A 21,973-nucleotide genomic window follows, 5' to 3' on the forward strand; every position below is an offset into this window, starting at 1 on the left:
TGATGGCCGGGCTGCTTGTGACCGGCGCGATGGGCGCGCTGGCGCCGGTGTCTGCCTTTGCCGCCAAGGACGCGGTAATGGCTGTCGCTTCCACGTTCACCACGCTGGACCCGTACGATTCGAACGACACGTTGTCGCAGGCCGTAACCAAGAGCTTCTACCAGGGCCTGTTCGGCCTGGACAAGGACATGAAGCTGGTCAACGTGCTGGCCGAAAGCTATGACGTCAGCAAGGACGGCCTGACCTACACGATCAAGCTCAAGAAGGGCATCAAGTTCCACGACGGCACCCCCTTCGACGCCGCCGCCGTGAAGGCCAACCTTGACCGCGTGACCAACCCGGCCAACAAGCTCAAGCGCTATACGCTGTTCAACCGCGTCGCCAAGACCGATGTGGTGGACAGCAGCACGGTAAAGGTCACGCTGAAGGAGCCGTTCTCGCCGTTCATCAACGTGCTGGCCCACCCGTCGGCCGTGATGATCTCGCCCGTGGCGCTGCAGAAGTACGGCAAGGAGATTGCCTTCCATCCGGTCGGCACCGGCCCGTTCGAGTTCGTCGAGTGGAAGCAGCCCGATCACCTGAAGGGCAAGAAATTCGCCGGCTACTGGAAGACCGGCTATCCGAAGATCGACACCGTCACCTGGAAGCCGGTGGTGGACAACAACACCCGCGCGGCCATCATGCAGACCGGCGAAGCCGACTTTGCCTTCAGCATCCCGTTCGAGCAGGCCGCGGTGCTGAAGAACAGCCCCAAGGTGGACCTGATCGCGGCGCCGTCGATCATCCAGCGCTACCTGAGCCTGAACACCACGGTCAAGCCGTTCAACGACCCGAAGGTGCGCCAGGCCATCAACTACGCGATCAACAAGGACGCGCTCGCCAAGGTGGCCTTTGCCGGCTACGCCGTGCCTGCCGAAGGCGTGGTGCCGCCGGGCGTGGACTATGCCGAGAAGCTGGGCCCGTGGCCGTATGACCCGGCCAAGGCGCGCGCGCTGCTCAAGGAGGCCGGCTACCCGAACGGCTTCGAGACCACGCTGTGGTCGGCCTATAACCACACCACCGCGCAGAAGGTGATCCAGTTCGTGCAGCAGCAGCTGCAGCAGGTCGGTATCAAGGCCAGCGTGCAGGCGCTGGAAGCTGGCCAGCGCGTGGAGAAGGTGGAAAGCGTGCAGAAGCCGGAAGACGCTGGCGTGCGCATCTACTACATCGGCTGGTCGTCGTCGACCGGTGAGTCGGACTGGGCGCTGCGTCCGCTGCTGGCCTCGGAGTCGATGCCGCCGAAGTTGCTGAACACCGCGTACTACAAGAACGACCAGGTCGATGCCGACATCGCCGGTGCGCTGCGCACGACCGATCGCGCCGAGAAGGCCAAGCTGTACAAGGACGCGCAGGAACGCATCTGGAAGGATGCGCCGTGGGCCTTCCTGGTGACCGAGAAGGTGCTGTACGCGCGTAGCAAGCGCCTGACCGGTGCGTATGTGATGCCCGATGGCTCGTTCAATTTCGACGACATCGATATCAAGCAGTGATGGGGACGTGAAGGCTGGCACTTCGTGGATGTGCCGGCTTTCGCTCCCGGCCCCTTTCCCGCCAGCGGGAGAGGGGAGAACACAGATCGGTGCTTAAGCCGAATGTGGCCTGCGGTCATTACCTCTGAAGCGTCATGCTGAACTATTTCCTCAAACGATGCCTGGGCGTGATTCCCACACTGCTGATCGTGGCGGTGCTGGTATTCCTGTTCGTCCATCTGCTGCCCGGCGATCCCGCGCGGCTGGCGGCGGGCCCGGAGGCCGATTCCGCGACCGTTGAGCTGGTACGCAAGGACCTGGGCCTGGACAAGTCCCTGCCTGAGCAGTTCGTGAACTTCTTCTCGAACGCCGCGCGCGGCGAGTTCGGGCATTCGTTGCGTACCAAGCGCGCGGTCAGCGACGAGATCGGCGACCGCTTCATGCCGACGCTGTGGCTGACCGTTGCGTCGATGGCGTGGGCCGTCGTCTTCGGCATGGTGATCGGGATCTGCTCGGCGGTCTGGCGCAATCGCTGGCCCGACCGGCTCGGCATGACGCTGGCCGTGTCCGGCATCTCGTTCCCGGCATTTGCGCTCGGCATGCTGCTGATGGAAGTGTTCTCGGTGCAGCTCGGCTGGCTGCCGTCGATCGGCGCCGATAGCTGGAAGCACTACGTGCTGCCGTCGCTGACGCTGGGCGCGGCCGTGGCAGCGGTGATGGCGCGTTTTACGCGCGCATCGTTTGTCGAGGTGCTGCAGGAAGATTTCGTGCGTACCGCCCGCGCCAAGGGCGTGCGCGAGACCGTGGTTGTGGCCAAGCACACGCTGCGCAACGCGATGATTCCCGTGGTGACCATGATGGGCCTGCAGTTCGGCTTCCTGCTGGGCGGCTCGATTGTCGTTGAGAAAGTCTTTAACTGGCCGGGCCTCGGGCGCCTGCTGGTCGATGCCGTCGAGATGCGCGACTACCCGGTGATACAGGCCGAGGTGCTGCTGTTCTCGCTCGAATTCATCCTGATCAACCTGGTGGTGGACTTGCTCTACACCGTGATCAACCCAACCATCCGCTACAAGTAAAAGGAGGCAGGCATGACCGAGATTTCCACGCCCGCCGACAGCCAGGCAGCCACCGCAGCAGCGGCCCCGCAGGCCGTGCGTACGCCCTGGACCGAGTTCTGGCGCAAATTCCGCAAGCAGCACCTGGCGCTGGGCGCCGGCGCGTTCGTGCTGCTGCTGATCGTGGTGGCGATCCTGTCGCCGCACCTGGTGCCCTACGATCCCGAGAATTTCTTCGACTATGACGCGCTCAATGCTGGCCCGTCCGCAGCCCACTGGATGGGTGTGGATTCGCTCGGGCGCGACATCTTCAGCCGTATCCTGGCTGGCACGCGCATCTCGCTGGCGGCGGGTTTCCTGTCCGTCATCATCGGCGCCGTGATCGGTACCGCGCTGGGCCTGCTGGCCGGTTACTACGAAGGCTGGTGGGACCGCATCGTGATGCGCATCTCCGACGTGCTGTTCGCGTTCCCGGGCATCCTGCTGGCGATCGGTGTTGTCGCGATCCTTGGCAACGGCATGGTCAACGTGATCTTTGCCGTGGCGATCTTCAGCATTCCGGCGTTTGCGCGGCTGGTGCGCGGCAATACGCTGATGCTCAAGCGCCTGACCTATGTGGAAGCCGCACGCAGCATTGGCGCTTCGGACTGGACCATCCTGATGCGGCATATCCTGCCGGGAACGGTATCGTCGATCGTGGTGTATTTCTCGATGCGGATCGGTACGTCGATCATTACCGCGGCGAGCCTTTCGTTCCTCGGGCTCGGCGCACAACCGCCCACGCCGGAGTGGGGTGCCATGCTGAACGAGGCCCGCGCCGACATGGTGACGGCGCCGCACGTAGCGATCTTCCCGAGCCTGGCGATCTTCCTGACGGTGCTGGCCTTCAACCTGCTCGGTGATGGCCTGCGCGATGCGCTCGACCCAAAGATCGACCGGCGCTGAGGCGAGATGGAGATGGAACCGCTGACACCGGTCATTGGCACGCTGCCCGCTGGCGCACGCAACCGCATCACGGACGTGGCCGGCGTGACGGTCGGGCATTGCACGCTGGATGAAGGCGACGTGCAGACCGGAGTGACCGTCGTACGTCCGCATGCCGGCAATGTCTATCTGCAGAAGGTGCCTGCCGCGTGCGCCGTCATCAACGGCTTCGGCAAAAGCGTCGGGCTTGTGCAGGTCGAGGAACTGGGCGTGCTGGAAACGCCCATTGCGCTGACCAATACGTTTGCTGTTGGCGCGGTGGCGCAGGCGCAGATCCACGAAGCCATTGCCGCAAATCCGGAAATCGGCCGGTCGCTGCCGACGGTCAATCCACTGGTGTTCGAATGCAATGATGGCTACCTGAACGACATTCAGGCGATGGCCGTCGACCGCGGCCACTATGAGGCTGCCTGCGCTGCCGCTGGCGCCGACGTGCAGGCCGGTTCGGTCGGTGCCGGGCGAGGCATGTCGTCGTTTGGCGTCAAGGGTGGCATCGGCACCGCATCGCGGCTGGCTGGCGGTTATTGCGTTGGCGCGCTTGTGCTGGCGAATTTCGGCACGCCGGAATCGCTCGTTATCGCTGGCCGACATGTCGGTGATGAACTGGCTGCGCGGCTTGCGGCACCCGCGACCGAGCCTGAAAAGGGCTCGATCATCATCATCCTCGCCACGGATGCGCCGCTCGACGCGCGCCAACTGCGCCGGCTGGCGCTTCGTGCGGGGGCCGGCCTGGCCCGCACGGGTTCGGTGTACGGGCATGGATCGGGCGATATCGCACTCGCGTTTTCCACGGCATACACCGTACCGCACCATGCTGCGGAGCCCATGCCGTTCATGCCGCTGCTTCATGAAAGCCGGCTCGATCCGTTGTTCCGCGCGGCGGCTGACAGTGTGGAACAAGCCATTCTTCACGCACTGTGGCAGGCCGTGCCCGTCCGTAGCCGTGATGGCCACCGCCGGCAGGCGTTGCTTGATGTCATGTCCGAACTGCGCAATCCAACATGAAGCTGCTGATCTCCACCGATATCGAAGGTATTGCCGGCGTTTTCCACGCCGAGCAGACGCGTCCGGGCAATGGCGAATATGAGCGTGCCCGAGCATGGATGACCGGCGAAGCCAATGCCGCCGTGCAGGGTGCCTTCGACGCCGGCGCGACCGAGGTGCTGGTCAATGACTCGCACGGCGGTTTTCGTAACCTGCTGCCGGACCAGATCGATTCGCGTGCGCAGCTCGTACTCGGCAAGCCGCGCTATCTGGGCATGATGGCCGGCGCGGAAGCCGGCTGCGACGGCGCGTTCATGATCGGATATCACGGTCGCGCGCAAAGCCGTGGGGTGCTGGCACACACGATCAACAGCAGCGCCTTTGCGCGCGTGTGGTTGAACGAACAGGAGCTGGGCGAAGCCGGCCTGTACGCCGCGCTGGCCGGCGAGTTCGGTGTGCCAGTGCTGATGGCCAGTGGCGACGATGTCTTCATCGGCGAGACCCGGCCGCTGATGGCGTGGGTGCGCTATGTGCAGACCAAATCGGCAGGCGGCTTCGGCAGCGGCAGCACGCTGGCGCCCGCGGCGGCGCGCGATGCGATCCGCGAAGCTGCGGCGCAGGCCGTGCGCGAACGAGCCGACGCCAGGGCATTCCGGATCGACGGCCCTGTGACCTGCCGGCTCCAGACCCAGACACCCGCACACGCGGATCTGTTCTGCCAGTGGCCGACGCTGGAGCGCGTGGATGGCGTCACGCTGTCATTCGCAGCCGATTCCGTGCAGTCGGCCGTGCGCATGCTGAACTGCCTGTCGGCGATGTCGTTCATGCTGAAATAGCGGCATTGGCCGGGTCGCGGCGCAATCGGCGACAATAGCCGGTTCGGCGCGGGCTGGTCTGTTGGCCAGCCTCGCTGTCTTGACCCGAAATACCGCAGACTCATGACCCAGGCACAGCACGGGGGCTGGATTCCCGTACGCAAGGATTTCGTCGACCTCGACACGCGCTGCCACGCGCGCGGCGCCACGGGGCGGCATCACGGCTTTCCCGATGGCCGGGCCTTCATCCTGCGTGATGCGCAGGGCCACGAATATCCGTTTGGCGACGCCTGTGCCCGGGTCGCGGTGGTTCATCCCGGCCTGCTCGCGCAAGTGCCGGATTACACCGAGCGCGACGTGGTACGGCAATCTGAGGCGCTGGATGCCGTGATCGCCAGTGCATCACGCCGCCGGCCGACCAGCGCCGAGCGCGACGCCGCGCAGCGCCTGGCGGCGATCCGCTACCTTGTGCTGCGTATGGAGAAGGTCGCGTCCGTGCCACGCGTGCAGCCCACGGTGCGCTTTGCGCCACTGCAGGACGTCTACGAATATTTCCAGCGCACCGGTGATCTGAGCCGCGCCCAGGTGAGCCGCATCCTTGCCATCGAGCGCAGCCCGACCACGCCGCCGCGGCTCAGGGCGACCAATCTGCTTGATGTCTATACCGCGCATGTCAAGCTCGAACGGCTGATTGCGGCGTCGAACCGGCTCGACAACATCCGGTTCCTGCGCGGCCTGCATGACTGGCTGGCGCGCCAACTGGTGCTGTCGGCCGCGCAACTCGGCGCAGCGGGCATCGAGATGCATCCGCAGGCGTTCAGCTCGCCCGGCATCTGGGGGCCGGACGAGGCACGGGCTGGCGACAGCGGACAGCTTTTCTGACGCACTGCACGTTGGCAAGCCGGGACGAATTGGCGTCTAATGCCAGCATCTCCGTTCGCGAGGGGCAGTTGCCATGGGCCAGGTTTCGGGAAGCTTTGCCACCAGTTATGCCGAGGCGCGGCAGAAGTTCCTGGCCGCCGCGCGCGCCGCGGGCGCGACACTTGCCGAATTTCCCCATCCGACCCGGCGCGGGAGCGCCGGCGAGGACCTTGCCATGGATGTCGCCTGGGTAGGGCCCGCCGACGCCCGGCGCGTGCTGATGATCAGCTCCGGCGTACATGGCGTGGAAGGCTTCTGCGGCTCCGGCGCACAGGTGGCCCTGCTGTCCGACGCCATACTGCTGGCCGATTGCGCCGAGGCACGCCTGGGCTTGCTGGTGGTGCACGCAGTCAATCCCTACGGCTTTTCGCATTTGCGCCGGGTCAACGAAGACAACGTCGATCTGAACCGCAATTTCATGGATTTTGCGCAGCCACTGCCGGATAACGCGCCCTACGGGGAAATTGCACCGATGCTGTTGCCCGCACACTGGCCGCCCTCGGGTACGGAGCACGCCCAGTTCATGAAAGCCGTCGCGGAAAAGGGCATGGACTGGTACCAGACCGCGGTCAGCAGCGGCCAGTACCAGGACCCGAAAGGCCTGTTCTACGGCGGCAACAAGGAGACCTGGAGCAACTACACGCTGCGGCGCGTGCTCGCGCGCTTCGGCAGCGGGCGCAGCAGCCTGCGCTGGATCGACATCCACACCGGCCTCGGCCCGTGGGGGTATGGCGAGCCGATCTGCATGGGGCCCGATGACGATGGCCAACTCAAGCGCACGCGTGCCATCTGGGGTGGTGAGGTCACCTCGATCTATGACGGCTCCTCAAGTTCGGCCCGGCTGACCGGCCTTGCGTGGGAGGCCGTGGCCGGCACGCTTCCGGACGTCGACTATGCAGGAATAGCGCTGGAATTCGGCACGTTGCCGGTTGCGGAAGTCCTTGACGCGCTGCGCGGCGACCACTGGCTGTACCTGCATCCGGAAGCCGATGAAAACCAGCGCATGCTGGTCCGGCAGGCCATGTGGCGCGCGTTCTATGGCGATGCCGACGACTGGCGCGCGGGCGTGGTGGAGCAGGTGACCGAGGCCGTCCGCAAGGCCATGCGCGCGAGATAACGGACCGGCTGAGACGTGCTGGATACGCCCCTTTCCCTTGGGGGGTAATGGTGTCGGCAAAAGCCAAAAGTCGCGATTGGATATTGGTGTCCCCCTGGCCCATGCATAGGACTGGGGCCGGGGGTGAGGGTTGGCGTGTCTCGATGCGGCTGCCTTGACTTCGTGGAGGTGCCGGCCCTCTCCCCCAACCCCTCTCCCGCAGGCGGGAGAGGGGAGCAAACAGGCGGGTATGTCTTTCTGTTGCGTGGCGGTTTCAGATATCCGCCTGCTCGCACCAGCTCACCACCGCATCGCGAAAGTCCTGGCAAATCGGCGAGAGGTAGCCGTCAGCGCGCCAGAAGATGGCCAGCTCATGCTGCCAGGCCATGCCCGGGCCTTCTATCGCCTCAAGCCCTTGTCCTTCCGCCTGCTTGAGAATGCGCGGCGGCATGATGCCGAGCAGGTCCGAATGTCGCAGCAGTTCGCCGAACGCCACAGGAGAGGCTGTGCTTTCCACGGCCACGCGCGGCGGCGGTAGCCCCACTGCCGTGAAACGTTCCTCGAGCCATTGCCGCAGATAGAGCGAACTCGCGGGCACGGCCCAGCGTTCTTCGGTCAGGTCCGCCAGCGTACGGAAGCGCGCGCGGCGCGGATGCTCGCTGCGCGCGACGATCTGCATCGTCAGCGGGCCCAGCGGCAAGCCGCATACATCCTCGGGCACGCTGGTGGGGCGCGCGGCCAAAATCAGGTCGACGTCGCCGTTCTGCAGCACGGCCATCAGGCGCGCGCTCAGGTGGGTTTCGATCGAAAACACGGCCAGCGGGCGGCTTACGAAGAACTGCGCCAGCAGCGGTGAGAGCAGCGACGGTACCAGGTACGGGATGGCACCGAGCCGCACCGTGCCCGCCTTGGCGACCCGCTGCTCGGCCAGTTCCTGCCGCATGTCGCTCGCGGCCAGGGAGATCTTGCGCGCATGGGCATGCAGTGTCTTGCCAACGCTCGTCAGCACCAGCCCGCGCGGCGTACGCTCGAACAGCGGCATGCCAGCCTCCGCCTCAAGGCGCGCCAGCGTCTTGGACAGGGCGGACTGCGTCACGCCCAGCGCGGCGGCGGCGCGATGCAGGTTCGCGTGCTGGGTCACGACCAGGAAGGCTTCGATGTCCTCGAATCGCATCGCGTCGGCAAGTGGGCGCAAGAATGGGATCGGGGCATTGTAGCTGCCATTGGTTGCTCATTCCTGCGGGGAATCGCGCCGGTACTCGCGGGAATCACGCAGCGTGGGCGGCTGCCCTAGACTGCGGCCAAGGCGCTGACAGGCCATGCATGCCGCAAACAAGCGCCGCACACAGGAGACAAGCCAATGCAGAACCAATCCGCGCGGCTGCGTGCCGCCTTGCTGGGCATCGTGCTGAGCGCCGTGACCGGGACCGCCGCCATGGCAGCCGATACTGATCCCTATCCGTCTCGGCCGCTGACCATCGTGGTGCCGTCCGTGGCCGGCAACGTCAACGACGCCGCGGCGCGGCTGATCGGGCAGGAGCTCACGAAGACGTGGAACCAGCCCGTGATCGTCGAGAACAAGCCGGGCGCGGGCACGACAACGGGCACCAAGTACGTGGCGCGTGCGGAGAAGGATGGCTACACCGTGCTGCTCACGTTCACCGCTCACGTCCAGAACCCGTCGCTGTACCAGCGCATCGGTTATGACCCGATCGCGGACTTCGCGCCGGTCAGCGAGGTGGCCATCTCGTACACCGTGCTCGCAGTGTCCTCGGATTTCCCGGCGCGCACGCTCAAGGATGTGGTGGCGCTGGTCAAGGCCAATCCGGGCAAGTATCCGTATGGGTCCTATGGCGCCGGCACCACGGGCCATATCCTCGGCGAACTGTTCAAGCGGGAAGCCGGGCTCGACATGACGCACGTCGCTTACAAAGGCGGCGCGCCGCTCGTCACGGATCTGGCAGCCGGCCACGTAAAGATCGGCCTGGTGCCGGTCGGCACGGCCATGTCGCTGCTGCAAAGCGGAAAGATTATCCCCGTCGCGCTGGCCGGCGCCGAGCGCTCGGCGTTGCTGCCGAACGTCCCGACGTTCCGCGAAGCCGGCTACAAGGGCTTCGAGCCCGATGCGTGGATGGGCCTGATGTTCCCGGCTGGCGTGCCGAAGGCGCGCGTCGATGCGCTGTCGCGCGAGGTCGCTCGGATCGTGCGCATGCCCGAGATCGCAAAGAAGATGAAGGACCTGAATCTCGAGCCCGTCGGCAACTCGCCCGAGGCGTTTGCAGCGGTCCTGAAGAGTGATCAGGACAAATGGAGCCGCATCATCCGCGATGTCGGCATCGCGATGGAATGAGGGAGGCTTGAGCGCGGTATGGGCGATTACCTTGGACTGGTGTGCTCGCGCTGGTGTCACTGGAGCGAACTGGAACTGCAGCGAATCGCACGGCGTCCGTTGGCGCCGGGGCAGGTGCGCATCCGTGTGCGGCATGCGGGCGTGGGCTTTGCGCTGAGCCTGTTCGTGTCAGGCAAGTACCAGCGCAAGCCACCGTTGCCGTTCACGCCGGGCACGGAAGCAGCAGGGGAGATCATTGAGGTGGCGCCCGATGTGACGCGTCTTCGGCCCGGACAGCGCGTAGCCGCCGCATTGGACTGGGGCGGGTTTGCGCAGGAAGTTGTGACCACCGCCGATACCGTGTACCCGGTGCCCGATGCGCTGGACCTGGCGAGTGCCGCAGCGTTGCCAGTCACCTACGGCACCGTCTGGGCCGCGCTGGCCTGGCGCGCGGCGCTGCAGCCGGGCGAGACCCTGCTTGTTCACGGCGCAAGCGGTTCACTGGGGACGGCGGCCGTGCAGGTGGGACGGCTGATGGGCGCGCGCGTGATTGCGACGGCGAGCACCGACGCCAAGCGCGAGGCGGCCTTGCGCAATGGCGCTGCGCATGCGCTGTCGTCCGATCCGCAAACGCTGGCGGCCGAGGTGAAGGCACTGTGCCCGGCGGGCGGCGTGGACGTCGTATTCGACCCTGTGGGCGGCGATCTCTTCGATGCCTCGCTGCGCTGTGCGGCGCCGGGCGGCCGCCTGCTGTCGATCGGCTATGCCGGCGGCCGCATTCCCGAGGTGCCGGCCAACCTGCTGCTCGTAAAGAACCTGTCGGTGATCGGCTTCAACTACGGCTACTACATCGGCTGGGGTCTGACCGACGAGCGCAGCCGGTTCGCGCCGCAGGTGCAGGACGTGGTCGGCAAGGTCATGCATGCCGTGGCGAACGCAGAGATGCCGAAGCCGGTCCTGCAGCATTTCGACCTGCACCAGTGGCTCGAGGCCGTCGACACCACCATGTCGCGCCGCGCGATCGGAAAGGTCATGCTGGACATGCCCTGACGGGGCAGCAGGGCCACCAAAGAACAACGGGAGACAGACTTGAACAAGACACCTGTGGCCGACGATGACGCCATGCTGGCCGGCCTGACCGTGCTGGACCTGAGCCAGGGCATTGCCGGCCCGTACTGCGGGCTGATCCTGCGCCAGCAGGGCGCGCGCGTGATCAAGGTCGAGCCACCCGCAGGCGACTGGGGCCGCCAGATGGGCCGCGTGCGCGAAGGACAGACGGCGATCGCCATTGCCTACAACGCCGGCAAGGAGAGCGTGGTGCTCGATACGCGCACCGAATCAGGCAAGGACGCGCTGCGCAAGCTCGCGGAGCAGGCTGACGTGATCATCCAGAACTATCGCCCCGGCGTGGCCGAGCGCATGGGCGTCGGCTATGAAGCGCTGTCGGCGCGCAACCCTGCGCTCGTCTATGTCTCGATCACAGGCTACGGTCAGGACGGCCCGCTCGCGGGCTTGCCTGCGGTCGATACGACGATCCAGGCTTTCAGCGGCCTGATGCACGTGAACCGCGACGCTGCCGGCCAGCCGCGCCGCATCGGCTTCTTCCTGGTGGACCTGAGCACAGGCCTCTATGCGGCGCAGCATGCATCGGCTGCGCTGTTCCGCGCGGCGCGCAGCGGCAAGGGGCGGCACGTGCAGATGTCGCTGCTGGAGGCAAGCGCGGCGTTGCAGTCCTATCTGCTGGTGGATGACGCGATGTTCCCGGATGCCGAGTTCGCCGCCGCGAATGCGCCCACGGGCATGTTCCAGGCCGCGGATGGCCCGCTCTACGTCAGTATGCTCAATGACGCGATGTTCATGCGTCTGGCTACCGTTCTAGGGTTCGATGACTGGCTGGCCGATCCCGGTCTGCGCACGAGTGCGGGCCGCCTGCCGCGTACGGCCGAACTGTGCCAACGGTTGGGCGCCGCGCTGGCGCAGAAGCCGCTGGCGTACTGGGGGTCGGTCTTTACGGAGCATGATGTGCTGTTCGCACGCATAAGCCGGCCACGCGAGTTGCGGGGGAGCGAGCAATGCACGCAGGCCGGCGTATTTGGCAACGTTTCACAGGCCGGCCTTGGCGAGCTGCCGTGGGCGAACCTGCCGGGTTTCGCCGGGAGCGTTCATCCGCATGGGTCGGCGCCGCTGCTCGGCGAACACACGGCCTCAGTGCTCGCCGAATTTGGTATTGCCGAGGCCTAGTGTCGCGCCGGCGGGTCAGCAGTCTTCAGCACTGGGACAGCGTATCGGCCAGCCACTCGATCACCGGCCGGAAGCGCGATGCGCCGCGGAATTCGGTCGGATAGGCCAGCCAGATCTCGCGCATGACCTCTGGCACCTCGCGCAACAGGCGCAATCCGGCGTCGTCGCGCGCCACATAGTGGGGAAGCAGGGCGGTCCCCAGGCCCGCGCGCACGCCTTCGCGGATGGCCAGCATATTGTTGGCGTGAAAGGCGATGCGCCGCCTGGCGCTGAGCGGCCACGTCGCCTCGGGAATGTCATAGCCCTCGTCGAGCAAGGCGCACAGCGGCGTGCTGTCGTCCATGGGCACGCTTGCGGACCCGTAGAGTCCGAAACGCACCGTGCCGACCCGCTGGGCCACGACATCGTCCTCTTTGGGGTGTGCGAGCCGTATGGCCAGATGCGCATGCCGCCGGGCAAGGCTTGCCACGCGGTCATCCAGTTCGAGCCGGACCACGATATCGGGATGGGCCGCATACAGGGCTGGCAGGCGCGGTGTCAGGAAGTGGCTGCCGAGCGCGGCGGTAGCGGCAATCCGTACCACGCCCGACACGCCGCTGCCCGCGCCTTCGATCTCGCGCAGCAGCCGCCCGGCCGACTGCTCCATCTGCCGGGCTGCCGTCAGTGCGCTGCGGCCGGCCGAGGTCAATTCGAAGGCCCCTTCTGACCGCGTGGCAACGGGCTTGCCGAGGGCCTCTTCGAGACGCCGGATGCGCCGGATCGCGGTGGCGTGGGTGATATCAAGCTCGCGCGCGCAGGCCGAATAGCTCCCAGCGCGAATCAGCGTGGACAGGGTCAGCAGGTCGTCCCACGAGACTGTACGTTTTTGCACAGCGGCTGTGTGTGAGTGGGTAATTGGCGCACAGCATAGCGTGCTCTACGATGCCTGCACAACTTGTTCACCCGGAGATTCCGACATGACTACCGCTACGCCCGTGACCCTGCTCGATGCCGTCGGCGCCAGCCGCAAGCCCTCCGCCTGGGAGGATTCCGTGCTGGTCCTGGTCGATCATCAGCGCGAATACATCGACGGCGTGCTGCCGCTCGTCGGCATGCCGGAAGCCGTGGCCGCCTGTGCGGACCTGCTGGCGCTGGCGCGTCAGCATGGCACGCCGGTGATCCACGTGATGCACCACGGCAAGGGGAAGGGCGCCTTTGATCCGGAAGGTCCGTATGTGGCGTTTATCGAAGGACTGACGCCGCAGGGCGACGAGCAGACGGTAGCCAAACACCTGCCCAACAGCTTTGCCGGCACGGACCTGGCCGCGAAGCTGGCAGCGCTGGGCCGCAAGGAACTGATCGTGGCCGGCTTCCAGACCCACATGTGCATCAGCGCGACGGTGCGTTCGGCGCTCGATCACGGCTATCGCGTCACGCTGGTGGCCAACGCGTGTGCCACGCGCGACCTGCCGGATCCGCTGGGTGGTGCGCCGCTGAGCGCGGCGGAATTGCATCGCGTCACGCTGGCCGCGCTGCATGATCGCTTTGCGACGGTCGTGCCCGATGCGTCGGTGTGGAAGGCCTGAGTCGAAATAATCGGCGCCAAAACAAAAACGGACGGTGCCGAAGTGGCGACCGTCCGTGTCTGCTTTGTGCGTTGGTAGGCTCGATTGGACTCGAACCAACGACCCCCACCATGTCAAGGTGGTGCTCTAACCAGCTGAGCTACGAGCCTAGCGAAGCCGCAGATTATAGGGATGCCTTTGCGGCTGTGCAAGTGTTTTGGAAAAGTTTTTCGCTCAGGCGGTAATGCGGTCCCGCAGCTCGCGCTTGAGCACCTTGCCGATCGCGCTGCGCGGCAGGGTGTCGACGATGTGCAATGCGCTCAGCCGCTGCGTCTTGCCAAGACGCTCGTTGGCCCAGGCGAGCACGGCCTGCGCGGTGACATCATGTCCTTCGCGCAGCGCGATAAAGCCGACTGGCGTCTCCCCCCAGCTTTCCGACGGCACGCCGACTACGGATACATCCGCCACAGCCTCATGCGTGCGCACCACGGCTTCGATATCGCTCGGATAGATGTTGAAGCCGCCGGAGATGATCACATCCTTCATGCGGTCCATCAGCACGAGGAAGCCGTCTTCGTCGAAGCGGCCGATGTCGCCCGTGCGAATGAAGCGATTGCCTTCGGCATCGTGCCATTCGATCTCGGCCGACTTGGCCGGCAGGTTGTGGTAGCCGTTCATCATCGCGGCTGAACGTCCGACCACTTCGCCGGTGCTTCCCGGCGGCAGTTCCTTGCCGTTTTCATCGATGATGCGCACGTCCGCGCCCGGCGCAGGGCGGCCGACCGTGTGGAGCTTGTCAGGAAACTCGTCCACGTGCAGCAGGCAGCCGCCACCTCCCTCAGTCATGCCATACAACTCCGTCAGCTTGCCGGGCCAGCGGCGCACCACTTCTGCCTTGAGGGCCGCGCTGAACGGCGCGCTCGTGCAGAACTTGCGCTTGTAGCTCGACAGGTCGTACTTGTCGAAATCCGGATGGGCCATCAGGCGCTGGTATTGCACGGGCACCAGCATCGTATGCGTGACGCGGTGGCGCTGGGCGAGTTCCAGGTACTTGCCGGCATCGAACTTCGACATCAGCACGGCCGTGCCGCCGAGCCCGATCGTCGGGAAGAAGCTGGCGAGCGTGGTGTTCGAATAGAGCGGGGTAGAGAGCAGCGTGACGGCATCGGTGCCGTAGCCGGTCATCGCGCCGCGCGACACGTGCGCCCAGCGCATGCCGTGCGATTGCACGATGCCCTTCGGCACGCCGGTCGTGCCGGACGAATAGATGATGTTGAGCGGCAGTTCCGGCCGCACTTCCGGTTCGGCAAACGGTGTGCCGGCCGGTGCCAGCCACGACTGGAAGGTCTGCCCCGCGGCGCTGTTGTCGAGCGTCACAAGGCGCGTGGCACCGAGCTGCGGCAGCACGGGCTGGAGCGCTTCGGCAACCGCCGCATCGACGAAGAAAATGCTTGCGCCTGCATCGGCCACCATGCCGGCAAGGCTCTGGGCGGTCGACGACGGCGCGAGCGGGGCGACGACTACGCCAGCGCGGATCGCGCCGAGGTACACCGCTGCGTATTCGATGGACGACGTCGCGCAGATGGCGATCGTGCCGCCGGCCTGAACGCCATCGCGCTGAAGCGCGGCGCCGATGCGGGTCATGATGGCATCGAGTTCGCCATAGGACATCGATCGCTCGTTATGCACGAGGGCGGCATGTGCGGGCTGGCTCGCAGCGTGGCCGCGTACAAGCGCGGACATGCTGGTGAAGGGGCGTTGCATGATGGAGGTGTCGGTCATGGCATGCAGGCCGGCGGAGCTTCGTTCCGCCGGCGATGGGAAATTCAGAACAAGAAGGGCTACTGTACCTGTGCGCCGGAGTCCTTGACGACTTTGCTCCAGCGCGTGATTTCGGCATCGATGTGCGAGCGCAGTGCATCGGGCGTGGAACCCACGGGCTCATAGCCGTTGGACGCCAGATTGGCCTTCAGTTCCGGCTCTTTCAGCACAGTCGCAATCTCGCGGCTGAGCCGGTCGACTACCGGCGCAGGCGTACCGGCCGGCGCGAGCACGGCATACCAGCCCGTGATGTTGATGCCGGGTACGCCGACTTCGGCCAGCGTCGGCACGTCAGGCGCGATGGCAGCGCGCTTGGCGCCCGTCACGGCCAGCGCGCGCACCTTGCCGCTGCGTACATGCGGCAGCGTGGTCGAGATGCTGTCAAAGGTCAGCTGGACCTCGCCCGACAGCATCGCGGTTACGACCTGTGCGCTGCCCTTGTACGGCACGTGCGTCATCTTGATGCCTGCGACGGAATCGAACAACTCGCCTGCAAGATGGCCCGTGTTGCCGTTACCGGCCGATGCGAATGTGAGCTTGCCCGGAGACGCTTTGGCTTCGGCAATCAACTCCGGCACCGTGTTTGCACGCAGCGAAGTGCTGCCGGCCAGGATCATCGGCAGGTTGGCCACCAGCGAGACCGGCGCGAAGTCCTTGCGCGTGTCATACGGCAGCTTCGGATACAGGCTCGCATTGATCGCATGCGCGGCCAGCACCATGATCAGCGTGTTGCCGTCGGGTTTGGCGCGCGCCAGCATCTGGGTGGCAATGGTGCCGCCGGCACCAGGGCGGTAGTCGAGCACCACGGGCTGGCCCAGGCGCTCCTGCAGCTTCGCCGCCACGGGGCGCGCCAGCAGATCGGCGCTGCCGCCAGGCGGATAGGGGATCAGCAACTGGATCGGGCGGGAAGGCCAGGTCTCGGCCCTGGCCAGTCCGACATGGCCGAGCGTGGCGGCCGCGGCGAATGCCAGGCCAGATGCCAGCAGCCAGGCGCGGCGCTGCTGAGCGGTGCATGAAAGCGGGTTCATCGCTGTCTCCTTCGGTGTTCTTGTGCCGGCCGAAGGCCGGGGCGCCTCCGCGCGTGGAGCGTGGGGCACTTGTGTCGGAAACCTTAAATCGCGCGCGCGAGGAGGGGAATTCGGGAATGGCTAAGGGAGGGTTTTGCAGTGGGAGGGAGGGCATCCAGTGGGGCAAGCTTTTCCAGGTGCTGAGTGGGCTAGGCATCCGCGTCGTCGTGGATGTGCCTGAGGCAGCCACCCCGCTTGTTTCCATCGAACGTGACAAGTTGCGGCAGCGGCAGGCGCGCAGCCAGCGACGTCAGGCCTCGGCACAAGCCGCATCGGATCGGTCAGCAAAGGACGGACATGACTGACCGCGAACTGGTGGCCAGCATCAATGGCGCGCCGGTGGGCACGCTGCGCGACGAGCAGGACGTCTGGTCATTCGAATACGCCCCGGAGTGGATCGCGAATCCGCAGGCCTTCCCGCTGAGTCCGGCATTGCCCTTGCAGTCCGGCCGGCAGGTAGATGGCGCACCTACGAGAAGACCAGTTGGCCTGATGCGCAGAGGTTTGCATGGCCGGTGCTGGGGGTGGAGTTCTATAGCGATTTCACCCGGAGGCTTGCCGTCGAGGCTGGACGAGTGCTTGGGCTGGCAGCGGGAACGGCGGAGCGGAGGCTTGACGTGATGCTCAAGAGTATCGGGCCCGCTGCCGAGGCGCTTTATGTACTGGCGGAAAGGGAGAATGCCACGATGGCGGCGCGCGATCCCGAGGCGCGCGCGGGGCTGGCCGGGGAACTGGCCTGCCTGCGTGTGATTCGTTTTACCGTCATTGCTGACATGGTGAAGATGATGTCGAGATGAAGGCTTTCGCCATCAGCCCAGCACCCGGTACTTCGATTGCACCAAACCTGACGGAAAGTGCCGGCTCGACTCGAGCGCCAGATCCACGTCGCGCGGCAAGGCGCCGAACAATGGCCTCCCGGTGCCGATCAGCACGGGCACGGTGGTAACCACAAGATCGGTGATCAATCCCTCGCGCAGAAATGACTGGACCAACTGGCCGCCATCGACATACACGCGATGCACGCCTTCGGCCGCGAGTTGCGCCATCGCGTCCCTGGGGGCGCAATCCGAGAACCGCACCTTTCCCTGCAGCGGTTCCGGCACGGGTTTGCCGGCCAATTGGCGCGAGAGAACCAGCACGGGCCTGTCGTAGGCCCACGGGCCCATCGTGAGGACCTTTTCAAAGCTGCCTCTTCCCATCACGATCATGTCCTTGTCGGCGATGAACTCGGCGTAGCCATGCTCTTCGGCCGGATCATCCCGCTCGAGCAACCAACCGATGTCGCCATCGGCGCGGGCAATATAGCCATCGAGGCTGGTAGCAATAAAGACGTGTCCTGAAACCATTTATCTCCCCTCGTTGCGTTCGAATGCGAACCTCGGCCGGTGCAATTTCCGCTGCAATGGCCATGGGCTTCGCGCGTATGCGGGTTTTGCGGCGAGCGTTACTTTGCCTTGCCTGACCAGTTGCGGGCCGTTACGTGCGGGACCAGGTCATGCAGGCGTGACAGTACCACCCTGGCCGCACGCGACAGCGGGTGATGCTGCGTCACCCCCAGGCTGATGGCGCGTGGCAGTTGCGGCTTGACGATTTCCGCGGCCGCGAGGCGTCCGGCGCCAACTTCATCATCCACGGCCAGTTGCGGCAGTATGGTCAGGGCGTGCCCTGACAATGCAACCTCCTTCATCGCGTTCAGGGATTCGACCTCCAGTGCAACGTCCAGCGTTACGCCCTGTTGCCGTGCGTGCTGGTCCAGGATCAGGCGCAACCCGTTGGGTGCGGGCGGCAATACCAGTGGCACCCCGTCTAGCCGTCGGAAATCGACGGCAGGCCCTGCCGTGAGCGGATGGCCCGGCGCGCTGACCAGATAATTCGCCACGGTGGCCAGTACATCCTCGTTCTGGCGCGGGCTTGGACCATAGCGGTTGATGACCGCAAGGTCCAGGTGGCCGGAATCGAGTTGTTCGTCGAGCTGGCCGCTGAAGCCTTCCGCGACACGCAGCCGGACCCCCGGCGCGGTATCGCGCAGGTCGGCGAACAGAGCGGGAATCAGGCGGCGCGTCATGGACGGCAGTACGCCGATCCGCACCATCCCGACCGGCACGCCCGCCGCGTTGCGCACTTCGTCGTGCAGGCGCGCCGACTGGGCCAGCAGCAGTTCGATCTCCGGAAAGATCCGCTTGCCGAATTCGGACAGGACTACGCCGCGTCCCGTGCGCTCGAACAGCCGGTCGCCCCATTCCGCTTCGATCTGCGCGATGGCGCGGCTGACCAGCGACTGCGCCGTCCCCAGCGCGCGCGCTGCCCGCGACAGCGAGCCCAGTTCAGCCACCAGGGCCACGGTTTCCAGTTGCTTGAGGTTCACTTTGCCTGGTTGATGGTCATCCATCCATAAAGTGGATAGCTGGTATAGCAGAATATACACTTTTGCGCTAACTGAAGTCTCCATACACTGGGTGCATCCTTCCCTGCAGAGAAGGGTTGCCAAACGATACGGAGACAACATGCGAAGTTTTTCGACGATAGGGCGCTCCATGCGCCAGTCACTGCGCACCCTGCTGATGGCCGTTGCACCGCTCACGCTTTGCGGTGTCGCCGGCGCCGCCACCGCTACCAGCTATCCCATCAAGCCGATCCGCCTGATCGTTCCGTTTCCGGCCGGCGGGCCCACGGACGCCATGGCACGGTTGATCGGTCAGCACCTGTCGCAACAGCTCGGCCAGCCCGTATTAGTGGATAACCGCGGCGGTGCGGGCGGCACGATTGCCACCGAGGCAGTCGCTGCCTCGGCGCCCGACGGCTATACGCTGTTGTTTTCCACCACGGGCACGATGGCGATCAATCCGTCGCTCTATCGCTCGCTGAAGGTCGATCCCATCAAGGGGTTCGATGCCGTGGGCTCAGTGGCGTCAACCACCAACGTGCTGGTCGTGCCGAACAGCCTGCCGGTCAGCAACGTCAGGGAACTGGTGGCGCTGGCGAAGCAGAAGCCCGGTTCGCTGACGTTCGGATCGGCCGGCAACGGCAGCTCGAATCATCTTTCGGGCGAACTGTTCAAGTCGATGGCAGGCATCGACATCGTCCACGTACCGTACAAGGGCTCGGCGGCGGCGTTCACCGATCTGCTGGGCGGGCGCATCTCGATGATGTTCGACACGGTGTCGAGCCAGGTGCAGTACATCGGCTCGGGCAAGGTGAAAGCGCTTGGCGTGACCGGCCCCGCACGCTCCGATGCGCTGCCGAAGGTGCCGACCATTGCGGAATCCGGGCTGCCGGGGTTTGACGTCACGATCTGGTTCGGCCTGTCGGCGCCAAAGGGCACTCCGCCCGATGCGGTGCAGCGGCTCAACGGCGAACTGCAGAAGGTGCTGGCCCAGGCCGACGTGAAGAAGCAGCTTTCCGCGCTGGGCGCCAGTCCGATGCCGGGCACGTCCGCCGATTTCGCCAGACTCATACAGCACGACGCCGGCAAGTGGGCGCCTGTGGTGAAGGCTTCGGGAGCTACCCTTGACTGAGATCTTCCAGGCGCTGTTCGCGCCGGCCTCGGTGGCCGTGATTGGCGCGTCGGACAATCCCAACAAGGTTGGCGGCCGCCCGATCCATTACATGCGCCACTTCGGCTATGCCGGCGAGGTGTTCCCCGTGAACCCGGGGCGCACGACGATCCAGGGATATCGCGCCTATCCGACACTGCACGACATCGGCAGGGCGCCGGAAGCCGCGGTCATCGCGGTATCAGGCGACGCCACGCTGGAACAGGTGCGCTTGTGCGCCGAGGCCGGCGTGAGGGCGGCGGTGATCATGGCGTCCGGGTTTGCGGAAACCGGCGAGGCCGGGCGGCGGCGCCAGCAGCAACTCGTGGACGCGGCAAATGCCGGCGGCATGCGCCTGGTGGGGCCGAACGCGCAGGGGACGGCCAACTTCGCCAGTGGCGCGGTGCTGAATTTCTCGACGATGTTCATGGAGGTGACGCCCCAGGACGGGCCGGTCGCGATCATCAGCCAGAGCGGCGCGGCCAGCGTGATGCCGTATGCGTTGCTGCGCCAGGCCGGGTTGGGCGTGCGCTATCTGGTGGCAACCGGCAATGACGCCGACCTGGATGCCTGCGCGATGACCGCCGCCGTGGCTGGCGATCCGGAAGTCCGGCTGATCCTGGTGTACCTCGAATCGATCACGGACCCGGCGGCGCTGGCGCGGGCCGCCGCGCTGGCCCGCAGCCGCGGGGCGAGCATCGTGGCCGTCAAGGCGGGGAGCAGCCAGCACGGCGCGCGCGCAGCGGCGTCGCATACGGGTGCGCTGGTTGGCAACGATGCAGCCATCGACGCCTTCCTGGCCCGCCACGGCATCTGGCGTGCGCGTGATATCGGCGAACTGGTGCGTGCCGTGCCGCTCTACCTGCAAGGCCATGTGCCGGGGCAGGGCCGCACCGTGGTGATGAGCCACAGCGGCGCCGTCGGGGTGATGTCCGCCGACCTGGCTGAACGCCACGGCCTGCCGCTCGCGGCGCTGCAGCCATCCACGCTCGACCGGCTCGGCGCGATCCTTCCCGAGTTCGGCACCGCAGGCAATCCGCTCGACATGACCGCTGCGCTGATGGGCAAGGGCGACATGTTCCCGCGCGTGCTCGACACACTGGGCGCGGACCCGCAGGCCGACATGCTCATGGTCGGCATACCGGTGGCCGGCCCTGGCTACGATGTCGAAGCGCTGGCGCGCGATGCCGCCGCGTTCAGCAGCCGGCTCGGCAAGCCGCTGGTGGCCAGCGCGCCGCAGCAGAACGTGCGCGCTGCATTCGTGCGCCACGGCGTGCCGACGTTCGTGACCGAAGCGGATGCGGTCGCGGCGCTGGCCCAGTACGCCGGCCACGCGCGGCTGGCAGGTGCCGCGGCAGAGCCCGAAGTCGAGCCCGAAGCGGGGTGGCCCGCACTGCAACCGCTGGACGGTATCGGCTTGCAGGACGAAGCGCGCAGCCTGACGCTGCTGGCCGAGGCAGGCGTGCCTGTGGTGCCGTACCGCTGCTGCGCGAATGCCGATGACGCTGTGGCGGCATTTGCCGCCCTCGGCGGCGGCGCGGTGGTGGTCAAGGGCTGCGCGGCGGAGGTGCCGCACAAGAGCGAGCATGGACTGGTGCATCTGCGGCTGGCCGATGCGCCAGCCGTGGCGCAGGCTGCGGAGGCCTGTCTGGCCACGCTGCGCAGCCTTGGCGTCGCGAGCCCTCGTGTGGTGGTGGCATCGATGGTCAGGGGGCGTCATGAGTTCGCGCTGGGCGTATCGGTCGATCCCGTGTTCGGGCCGCTCGTGATGATCGGCGAGGGCGGCACGCTGCTGGAACTGCGCAAGGACGTCGTCACGCTGCTGGCGCCGTTCACCGTGGCCGACGTGAAGGCAGCCTGTGCCCGGCTGAGGCTGGCGCCGCTGTTCAACGGCTACCGGGACATCCCTGTACTCGATCTCGATGCGCTTGCCGCGTCGGCCGTGGCGCTCGGCAACTGGGCGCTGCGCCATCGCGGCACGCTGAAGTCGGTGGACATCAATCCGCTGATGGTGATGGCGGCCGGCGACGGTGTGGTGGCCGTGGACGCCGTGGTGGAACTGCAAGGAGCCTGAC

Annotated in this window: 20 protein-coding genes, 1 tRNA gene and 1 pseudogene; 15 read left to right on the plus strand and 7 right to left on the minus strand. The window is 66.0% G+C overall.

All coding sequences use genetic code 11. The annotated features are described in order from the left end of the window. The first annotated feature begins 2 nt into the window (after window positions 1-2). From gsiB to KHO41_RS04480, 7 genes are all read left to right on the plus strand, one after another. Window positions 3-1,529: a glutathione ABC transporter substrate-binding protein GsiB gene (gene gsiB, locus KHO41_RS04450; RefSeq protein ID WP_244873711.1), complete on the plus strand. Its 1,527-nt coding sequence runs from the start codon at window positions 3-5 to the stop codon at window positions 1,527-1,529. Window positions 1,530-1,663: 134 nt separating this feature from the next. Continuing rightward, window positions 1,664-2,584, plus strand: coding sequence for a glutathione ABC transporter permease GsiC (gene gsiC, locus KHO41_RS04455; RefSeq protein WP_211952094.1), 921 nt, complete (start codon window positions 1,664-1,666; stop codon window positions 2,582-2,584). 12 nt (window positions 2,585-2,596) lie between these two features. Continuing rightward, window positions 2,597-3,508: a glutathione ABC transporter permease GsiD gene (gene gsiD / locus KHO41_RS04460; RefSeq protein ID WP_211952095.1), complete on the plus strand. Its 912-nt coding sequence runs from the start codon at window positions 2,597-2,599 to the stop codon at window positions 3,506-3,508. A gap of 6 nt (window positions 3,509-3,514) precedes the next feature. Beyond that, window positions 3,515-4,552: a DmpA family aminopeptidase gene (locus KHO41_RS04465; protein WP_211952096.1), complete on the plus strand. Its 1,038-nt coding sequence runs from the start codon at window positions 3,515-3,517 to the stop codon at window positions 4,550-4,552. Next, window positions 4,549-5,367, plus strand: coding sequence for a M55 family metallopeptidase (locus tag KHO41_RS04470; protein WP_211952097.1), 819 nt, complete (start codon window positions 4,549-4,551; stop codon window positions 5,365-5,367). The genes KHO41_RS04465 and KHO41_RS04470 overlap by 4 nt, the downstream gene beginning before the upstream one ends. A 102-nt stretch (window positions 5,368-5,469) precedes the next feature. Continuing rightward, complete coding sequence (locus KHO41_RS04475) at window positions 5,470-6,228, plus strand: hypothetical protein (RefSeq protein ID WP_211952098.1); 759 nt, start codon at window positions 5,470-5,472, stop codon at window positions 6,226-6,228. Window positions 6,229-6,301: 73 nt separating this feature from the next. Further along, complete coding sequence (locus tag KHO41_RS04480) at window positions 6,302-7,384, plus strand: M14 family metallopeptidase (protein ID WP_211952099.1); 1,083 nt, start codon at window positions 6,302-6,304, stop codon at window positions 7,382-7,384. Window positions 7,385-7,637: 253 nt separating this feature from the next. On the opposite strand, the gene KHO41_RS04485 is transcribed toward KHO41_RS04480, so the two are convergent. Then, complete coding sequence (locus tag KHO41_RS04485; protein WP_211952100.1) at window positions 7,638-8,537, minus strand: LysR family transcriptional regulator; 900 nt, start codon at window positions 8,535-8,537, stop codon at window positions 7,638-7,640. Window positions 8,538-8,723: 186 nt separating this feature from the next. On the opposite strand from KHO41_RS04485, the gene KHO41_RS04490 reads away from it, so the two are divergent. The 3 genes from KHO41_RS04490 (at window position 8,724) to KHO41_RS04500 (ending at window position 11,933) form a co-directional block, all read left to right on the plus strand. Then, window positions 8,724-9,713, plus strand: a complete 990-nt coding sequence (locus KHO41_RS04490; RefSeq protein ID WP_211952101.1) for a Bug family tripartite tricarboxylate transporter substrate binding protein — start codon at window positions 8,724-8,726, stop codon at window positions 9,711-9,713. Window positions 9,714-9,731: 18 nt separating this feature from the next. After that, the gene (locus tag KHO41_RS04495; protein ID WP_211952102.1) at window positions 9,732-10,742 is read left to right on the plus strand and encodes an NADPH:quinone oxidoreductase family protein; all 1,011 of its coding nucleotides are present in this window, start codon (window positions 9,732-9,734) and stop codon (window positions 10,740-10,742) included. A 72-nt stretch (window positions 10,743-10,814) separates the two neighbouring features. Next, window positions 10,815-11,933, plus strand: coding sequence for a CaiB/BaiF CoA transferase family protein (locus tag KHO41_RS04500; protein WP_211952143.1), 1,119 nt, complete (start codon window positions 10,815-10,817; stop codon window positions 11,931-11,933). A gap of 25 nt (window positions 11,934-11,958) precedes the next feature. On the opposite strand, the gene KHO41_RS04505 is transcribed toward KHO41_RS04500, so the two are convergent. After that, window positions 11,959-12,804: a LysR family transcriptional regulator gene (locus KHO41_RS04505; protein ID WP_211952103.1), complete on the minus strand. Its 846-nt coding sequence runs from the start codon at window positions 12,802-12,804 to the stop codon at window positions 11,959-11,961. Window positions 12,805-12,889: 85 nt separating this feature from the next. Between KHO41_RS04505 and KHO41_RS04510 the strand changes: the two genes are divergently transcribed. Then, the gene (locus KHO41_RS04510; protein WP_211952104.1) at window positions 12,890-13,498 is read left to right on the plus strand and encodes a cysteine hydrolase family protein; all 609 of its coding nucleotides are present in this window, start codon (window positions 12,890-12,892) and stop codon (window positions 13,496-13,498) included. Between the two features lie 72 nt (window positions 13,499-13,570). On the opposite strand, the gene KHO41_RS04515 is transcribed toward KHO41_RS04510, so the two are convergent. The 3 genes from KHO41_RS04515 to KHO41_RS04525 form a co-directional block, all read right to left on the minus strand. Further along, window positions 13,571-13,647: transfer RNA gene (locus tag KHO41_RS04515), tRNA-Val, on the minus strand. Window positions 13,648-13,711: 64 nt separating this feature from the next. Further along, entirely contained in the window at window positions 13,712-15,259 is a 1,548-nt protein-coding gene (locus KHO41_RS04520; RefSeq protein ID WP_211952105.1) for a class I adenylate-forming enzyme family protein, read from the minus strand. Window positions 15,260-15,318: 59 nt separating this feature from the next. Beyond that, window positions 15,319-16,326, minus strand: a complete 1,008-nt coding sequence (locus tag KHO41_RS04525) for a tripartite tricarboxylate transporter substrate binding protein (RefSeq protein WP_211952106.1) — start codon at window positions 16,324-16,326, stop codon at window positions 15,319-15,321. A 336-nt stretch (window positions 16,327-16,662) separates the two neighbouring features. On the opposite strand from KHO41_RS04525, the pseudogene KHO41_RS41870 reads away from it, so the two are divergent. Both KHO41_RS41870 and KHO41_RS41150 read left to right on the plus strand, forming a co-directional pair. Then, window positions 16,663-16,758 (plus strand): annotated as a pseudogene (locus KHO41_RS41870) (hypothetical protein); the annotation flags it as partial. Next, on the plus strand, window positions 16,758-17,162 hold the full coding sequence (locus KHO41_RS41150; protein WP_244873707.1) for a hypothetical protein: 405 nt from the start codon (window positions 16,758-16,760) through the stop codon (window positions 17,160-17,162). The pseudogene KHO41_RS41870 and the gene KHO41_RS41150, both read left to right, overlap by 1 nt. A 12-nt stretch (window positions 17,163-17,174) precedes the next feature. On the opposite strand, the gene KHO41_RS04540 is transcribed toward KHO41_RS41150, so the two are convergent. Both KHO41_RS04540 and KHO41_RS04545 read right to left on the minus strand, forming a co-directional pair. Beyond that, window positions 17,175-17,711, minus strand: a complete 537-nt coding sequence (locus tag KHO41_RS04540) for a dihydrofolate reductase family protein (protein ID WP_211952109.1) — start codon at window positions 17,709-17,711, stop codon at window positions 17,175-17,177. A 98-nt stretch (window positions 17,712-17,809) separates the two neighbouring features. Further along, window positions 17,810-18,730 (minus strand): LysR family transcriptional regulator, encoded by a 921-nt coding sequence (locus KHO41_RS04545; RefSeq protein ID WP_244873708.1) that lies wholly within the window; start codon window positions 18,728-18,730, stop codon window positions 17,810-17,812. Between the two features lie 169 nt (window positions 18,731-18,899). Between KHO41_RS04545 and KHO41_RS04550 the strand changes: the two genes are divergently transcribed. After that, window positions 18,900-19,880: a Bug family tripartite tricarboxylate transporter substrate binding protein gene (locus KHO41_RS04550; RefSeq protein ID WP_244873709.1), complete on the plus strand. Its 981-nt coding sequence runs from the start codon at window positions 18,900-18,902 to the stop codon at window positions 19,878-19,880. Further along, on the plus strand, window positions 19,873-21,972 hold the full coding sequence (locus tag KHO41_RS04555; RefSeq protein WP_211952112.1) for an acetate--CoA ligase family protein: 2,100 nt from the start codon (window positions 19,873-19,875) through the stop codon (window positions 21,970-21,972). The genes KHO41_RS04550 and KHO41_RS04555 overlap by 8 nt, the downstream gene beginning before the upstream one ends. Window position 21,973 lies beyond the last annotated feature (1 nt).

It is taken from the genome of Cupriavidus numazuensis, assembly GCF_905397435.1.
Lineage (GTDB): Bacteria > Pseudomonadota > Gammaproteobacteria > Burkholderiales > Burkholderiaceae > Cupriavidus > Cupriavidus numazuensis.